This is a genomic window from Streptomyces durhamensis, assembly GCF_000725475.1.
Lineage (GTDB): Bacteria > Actinomycetota > Actinomycetes > Streptomycetales > Streptomycetaceae > Streptomyces > Streptomyces filipinensis.
On the sequence record NZ_JNXR01000004.1, the window covers coordinates 356,960 to 363,557 of the forward strand.

The 6,598-nt window shown below is 73.8% G+C and carries 4 protein-coding genes; 3 read left to right on the top strand and 1 reads right to left on the bottom strand.

Features of this window, described 5'->3' with window-relative positions:
* Positions 1–42: 42 nt before the first annotated feature.
* Positions 43–963, bottom strand: a complete 921-nt coding sequence (locus tag IO33_RS0107660; RefSeq protein WP_031161712.1) for a zinc-binding dehydrogenase — start codon at positions 961–963, stop codon at positions 43–45.
* A gap of 150 nt (positions 964–1,113) precedes the next feature.
* Here IO33_RS0107660 and IO33_RS0107665 point away from each other — a divergent pair, with 150 nt between their 5' ends.
* From IO33_RS0107665 to IO33_RS0107675, 3 genes are all read left to right on the top strand, one after another.
* Complete coding sequence (locus IO33_RS0107665) at positions 1,114–2,076, top strand: LysR family transcriptional regulator (protein WP_031161715.1); 963 nt, start codon at positions 1,114–1,116, stop codon at positions 2,074–2,076.
* A gap of 92 nt (positions 2,077–2,168) precedes the next feature.
* Positions 2,169–2,933 (top strand): SDR family NAD(P)-dependent oxidoreductase, encoded by a 765-nt coding sequence (locus IO33_RS0107670; protein WP_031161718.1) that lies wholly within the window; start codon positions 2,169–2,171, stop codon positions 2,931–2,933.
* Positions 2,934–2,993: 60 nt separating this feature from the next.
* On the top strand, positions 2,994–5,951 hold the full coding sequence (locus IO33_RS0107675; protein WP_051926519.1) for an ATP-binding protein: 2,958 nt from the start codon (positions 2,994–2,996) through the stop codon (positions 5,949–5,951).
* The last annotated feature ends 647 nt before the right edge of the window (positions 5,952–6,598 follow it).

Genomic DNA, 6,598 nt, shown 5'->3' on the forward strand with positions numbered 1-6,598 from the left:
TGTTCCTCCGGTCGTTCTTGCGGCGGGTGGTTCCGGCGTGGTTCAGGACAGGGTGAGGACGGCCTTGCCGCGGATACGGCGGTCGCGCAGATCGGTGAGGGTGGTCGCGGTGTCCGTCCAGTCCGTGACGCGGCCGATCTCGGGGTGCAGTCGGCCTTCGGCGGTCAGCCGGACCAGTGCCGCCAGGTCGTCGTCGAGCCGGGTGTCGGCGTCGAGGTAGTGGAAGTGGCGGATGACAGCCGATTCCGGACCGGCGAAGAAGTCGAAGAAGTCCAGCGTCGCCGGTGTGCGGCTGGCCTGCCCGAACCAGATCAGCGTGCCGCGCCTGGCGAGCCGCGCGAGCGCGAGGGGGAGGGCCTGGCCGCCGGTCGACTCCAGCACGATGTCGTACGGGCCTCGGGCATCGGCGACGTCGTGCACGATCTCGGCGGCGCCGAGTTCCGCCAGCCGGGCGCCGCGTTCGGCGTCCCGCGTCACGGCGGTGACCTGCGCGCCGGCGGCGGCCGCGAGTTCGGTGACGAAGTGACCCACGCCTCCCGAGGCACCGGTCAGCAGTACCCGCCGGCCTGGCACCGGTCCGGCGGCGCGCAGCAGCCGCAGCGCGGTGAGCCCGGCCAGCGGCAGTGCCGCGCCCTGGAGCACGGAGACCTCGTTCGGCAGCTCGGCGAGCGCGTCGGTCGGCACCGCCACGTACTCCGCCCAGCCGCCCGCCATGGGGTGGCCGACGACCCGCGTGATCCCGGACGGCCCGCTGCCGTCGGCGGCCGGCTGCACCACCAGGCCTGCGATGTCCTTGCCAGGGCGCTCGCCGAGGGCGGGCCTCTCCAGCTTGAACGTCTCACCCCGGTTGACCGAGAACGCCTCGACCTTCACCAGCGCCTCGTCGGGGCGCGGCGTCGGCTCGTCGACGTCGGCGAGCACGACCGGCTCGGCGGGATCTCCGGTCGGTACGAAGGCTTTCATCGTGGTCGTCTCCTCGGTGGCCCGGGCCATCCCTCTGTGTGGCTTCCGGTGGTGTGGCTTCCGGGATCATCTGACCGCGTGATGCGGCGGCCCGGCCAACAACCAAGCCACCCGGCCGACAACGCGCGGTTGTCGCATAAGGTCAGCGGCATGGACCTCGACCTCACCCTGGTCCGCGCCTTCGTCGCGACCGCCGGGACCCTGCACTTCGGACAGGCCGCCGAACAGCTGGGCACCAGTCAGCAGGCGCTCTCCAAACGCATCGCGCGGCTGGAGGAGCTGCTGGGGGTGCGGTTGTTCGAGCGCCGGGGCGGGATCCGGCTGAACGAGGCAGGGGAACGGTTCCTGCCGGCCGCGCGCGAGGCGCTTGCCGCGGGCGAACGGGCGGTCGCCGCCGTGTCGGGCGCCGGACCGGTCGTACGGATCGAGGCGTGGGGTCATCTGTACGCGCCGATGCGCACGGTCGCCGAGGCGGTGGTCGCGCTGGGGGCGGTGCGGTGGGAACCGAGCCCGGGACGAGACTGGCCGTCAGTCGCGCAGGCGCTGCTGCGCGGTGACACGGACCTGGGATTCGGCCGCGTACACCCGCTGCCCGACGGACGGGATGCGGGACTGACCCAGCGTCTGGTGCGGCTGGAACCCGTCGACGTGCTGGTCGGCCCGTCCCACCCGTTGGCCGATGCCGCCGCACTGCGCCCGGCCGACCTGCGCGACAGCGTCCTGTGGTGCCCGGCCGAGCTGAACCGCCTGGACTTCCTGCGCCGCTTCGCCGACGAGTTCCGGATCACGCGGCGGCACGACGGCCCCAATCTGGGACTGGACCACCTCGTCCAGAACCTCCGCACCGACGCCGAGGGCTTCACCGTCTTCCCCGCCGACGCGCCCCTGCCGGACCACGCGGGCCTGCGCTCCGTCCCGCTCGTCGAGCCGACACCCCTGTACGCGTGGTCGCTGGCATGGCGGGAGTCGGCCCGCCACCCGCTGCTCGACACCTTGCTGCGCGGCTTCACCGAAGCCGGCCGTACCCGGCGCTGGCTGGAGTACACACCGCAGCGCGACTGGCTCCCCGACATCGACCATCCGAAACTCGCGCTCCGCGCCGTGTCCCGGTGAGCCCGCGGTGAGCGCACGGTGAGCCGTCGCCGCGAGTGTGGGGCCATCGCCGGTTCCGCACCGAGGGCCGGCCACCGAGCGAGGAGCGGACGATGGGTGAACTGACGGGCAAGACGGCACTGGTGACCGGTGGGTCGCGGGGCATCGGCCGGGCGGTGGCCCTGCGGCTGGCCGCCGAGGGAGCACTGGTCGCGATCCACTACGGCGGCAACGACGACGCGGCCAAGGAGACCGTGACGCGGATCGAGGAGGCCGGCGGCCGGGCCTTCACCATCCAGGCGCGGTTCGGGGAGGAGGGCGCGGTGGACAAGCTGTTCGAGGGGCTGGTCGCCGGACTCGCGGGCCGCGGGCTGGACATCCTGGTCAACAACGCGGGCATCTCCTCGACGAGTTCGATCTCCCAGGTGAGCGCGGACGAGTGGGACAGGCTGCTGGCGGTCAACGTCACCGCGCCCTTCTTCGTGATCCAGCGGGCGCTGCCCCTGCTGAACGACGGGGGACGGATCGTCAACATGGGGTCCACCGCAAGCCGGTTCGCCGTGTCCACGCAGATCGGCTACACCGTCACCAAGGCCGCGGTCGAATCGCTGGCCCCGTCGCTGGCCAACGAGTTGGGCCGACGCGGGATCACGGTCAACACGGTGGCGCCGGGCGCGGTGCGGACCGATCTGACCGCCGGCTACACCTCCATTCCCGAAGTGGTCGCGGGACTCGAGGCGATCACCGCGCTGGGCCGCCTCGGGGAGCCCGAGGACGTGGCCGAGGTCGTCGGCTTCCTGGTGGGCCCCGGGGGACGGTGGGTCACCGGGCGCACCATCGACGTGTCCGGTGGTACGTACCTCGGCCCGATAGTCTGACCGTCCCCGGCTCACCGGCCCAAGACCTACGGGGAGTTGTCCGAGTGGATAATGACCCGCATGCGCTTCGGAATCCTCGGCGGGACACAGGCGTGGGGCGACGAGGGTGCGGAGGTGCCCCTGGGCGGACCAGCGCGGCGAGCACTGCTGGCACTGCTGCTCGTCACCCCCGGCGAGGTCGTCCCGGCCGACCGGCTGGCGGACGACATCGGGGCCGTCGGGGCGGGTGGACCGGAAGGGGCGGTGCCGTCCGCCCACGCGATCCAGTCCCAGGTGTCCCGGCTGCGTTCGGCCCTGGGCGCCGCGGCGGCGATCGAACGGACGGGAGCCGGCTATCGGATCGCCGTCGCCGCCGAGGACGTGGACGCCGGCCGGTTCGAACGGCTGGCGCGGGAGGGCCGTTCGGCACTGGGGGAGGGTGATCCCGGCACGGCCCTGCCGCTGCTGCGTCAAGCGCTTCAGCTGTGGCGGGGCCCGGCGCTCGCCGACGTCGCCGACAGCGCGTCGGCCCGCGCGGCCGCCGTACGGCTGGAGGAACTGCGGCTGGCGGCACTGGAGGACCGGCTCGAAGCCCAGCTGTGCCTCGGCGAACACCGCGCAGCCGTACCCGAGTTGCGGGAACTCCTCGACCGCCATCCACTGCGCGAGCGCCTCGCCGGGCTGCTGATGCGGGCGCTGCACGCGGACGGCGCCCAGGCCGAGGCCCTGGTCGTCTTCGAGAAGGTCAGGCGGCATCTCGCCGACGAGCTGGGCGCAGATCCGTCTGCGGAGCTCGCCGCACTCCACGGCGAGCTGCTGCGCGCCGACGCGTCCCCCGCTCCCGCCGACCCGCCGGCCCCGCTCACCGCATTCGTCGGCCGTGCCGAGGAGGTGACCGCGGTACGGCAACTCCTGCGTGCGGCCCGGCTGGTGACCCTGACCGGTCCAGGAGGCGTCGGCAAGACGCGGCTGTCCGCACAGGTGGCGGAGAAGGCCGACGACGAGGTGTGTTTCGTGGAACTGGCCGCACTGCGGGACGCCGCCGTCCTGCCGCAGGCCCTCCTCGGCGCCCTGGGCCTGCGGGAGAACGGGCTGCACACGGCGGCCGGGGCCCAGGGCCCGCTGGACCGCCTGGTCACGGCCCTGTCCGGCCGGCAGCTGCTGCTCGTCCTGGACAACTGCGAGCACCTGGTGGAGGAGATCGCCGTACTGGCGGCCCGTCTGCTGGCGATGTGCCCGCGCCTGCGCGTGCTGGCGACGAGCCGCGAACCGCTGGGTGTCATCGGCGAACACCTCCATCCCGTACGGCCGCTCGATGACGCCGCCGCGGCGGAACTCTTCACCGACCGGGCCCGGGCCGCACGCCGGGCGTTCGTCCCCGACCCCGAGACCGTACGGCGCGTCTGCACCGCTCTCGACAACCTGCCGCTGGCCATCGAGCTGGCGGCGGCCCGGCTGCGCACCCTGACGCTGGCGGAGCTCTCGGCCCGGCTGCACGACCGGCTCGGTGTGACCGAGCGCGGCAGCCGCGGTCCAGAGACCCGGCACCGCACGCTGCGCTCGGTGGTCGGCTGGAGCTGGGACCTGCTGCCGGAGCCGGAGCAACGGGCCGCCCGGCGCTTCTCGGTGTTCGCCGGCGGGGCGAGTGTCGCCTGCGCACTGCGGGTCTGCGACACGGACGAGGAGACCCTGCAGGCCCTCGCCGACAAGTCGCTGCTGGAGTGGACGGGCGGCCGCTGCCGCATGCTGGAGACGATCCGTGCCTATGGCGCCGAGCGACTGGACGCCGCGGGTGAGACGGAGACGGTACGGCGCGTCCACGCCGGCACGCTGCTGGACCTGCTGCGCTCCGCGGACCCCGGGCTGCGGCGCGGTGAGCAGCTGGAGCTGTTGCCGGCGCTCGCCGCGGAGCAGCCCGACCTGCAGGCGGCCGTGCACTGGGCGGTCGGGGCGCGCGAGACCGGAACGGCCCTGGAACTGATCGCCGCGGCCTCGACGTATCTGTGGATACGCGGCGCTTCCGGCACGCTGGCCCCACCGGCACGCACGCTTCTCGATGCCGTCGGCGACACGCCCCCGGACGGGCTGGGTGAGGAGTACGCGATCTCGGTGCTGATCGCCGCGGCCGGCGAGGCCGGACGGGAAGTGTGGCATCGGCACCGGGCATCGGCGGGCAAGGCGCTGACCGCGGTGTGGGCGGACGGCCGGCCGGGGCGCCACCCGGCCGCCCTGCTGCTGTGGATGACGCACAACGCGACGAGCGAGGGGGACCCACAGGGTGCGTTCGCCCTCGTCTCGGCCCAGCGTGACAGCCGTGAACCGTGGGCCAGGGCCGTCGCGCGGTACGTGACCGGGTTCGGCGCACTCGGCGACGGCGACCTCGCCGAGGCCGAACGGGCCTTCCACGCGGCGGCCACGGAGTTCCGTGCACAGGGCGACCGTTGGGGCGCCGCGCTGACGCTGGACGCGCTCGCCGGCGTCGCGCGCACACGGGGTGACCGGCACACGGCGGTCGCCCTCACCGACGAGGCACTCACGCTGGCCGAAGAGCTGGACGCCCTGGAGGACTGCGCCGACCTTCTGGCCAACCGGGGGGACCTGCGCGCCGACGTCGACCCGGCGGCGGCAAGGGCCGACTACACGCGGGCGGCCGAGTTCGCCCGCCGCGGCGGCAGCACCGGGGCGCTGGCGGCGGCGTTGCGCGGCCTCGGCGACATCGCCCTGGCGGAGCGGGACCGGGACACGGCGGAGAGCCGCTACACCCAGGCACTGGAGCACCTCGACCCGCACGGGGTGAAAGGGGCCGCCAACCGCGTCCGTACGCTGGCCGGTCTGGGCAGGACGGCTGAGGCGCGCGGAGACCACTCCGGCGCCCGGGCACGGTACGCGCAGGCCGCGCAGGCCGCGGTGTCCACGGTCGTCGTGGCGGCCACGCTGCCCGACGCACTGCGCCTGCTGGGCCTCCCCGAGGCGCTCGTCGAGGCGGTGAGCGGTGAGCGTCCGCCCCTGGCGCCGGACCTGCGCCGAATCCCACGGTAGGGCACCGCTCGCAGGCGCGTGTCGTCGACCGGCCCCACCTCGTGCGCACGAGAGGGTGGCCCAAGCGCCCAACGCGGCCGGCGAGCTGGTCCGGTTGTGCGCACGGCTCCGCCTGTTGGGCCTGCACCCCGGTCCGGACATCTCGCTGCACGCCGCGGCCGGCCTCGCCACCGTGACACCGGCACGGGCACGACGGGCTCTGAGGGAACTGAGCAGAGCGAGCCTGCTCGCCGAGCACGTCCCGGGCCGGTACGCGACTGCGGTCACCTGTGCGGGACTTGCTGGCGTTGTCCGTCCCCCCGTCCCGCTCATGCACAGCTCCTGAGCTCCTGCCAGACCACGCGCGGGCACTGGCGTGGTGCGAGAGCGAGCGACCGGTGCTGCTCTCGGCCATCACGCACGCTGGAGCCGTGGGAAGGGGGAAGCGCGCATCCGCTTCTGCCTCCAGCGCGAGCGCTTGCGGGTCGTCGTGCAGCAGGACGTCGTCGCGATGACGACATCGGCCTGATCAGTACGGTCGGGTCGTTCGCTCCAGGCGGACGACGACGATGGCGATGTCGTCGTTGCCCCCGCTGGCGACGTCGAGGCGGGCGAGGAGGGCGTCGGCGAGGTGTTCCGCGCCGAACTCGGTGCAGGTGGCGAGCGTG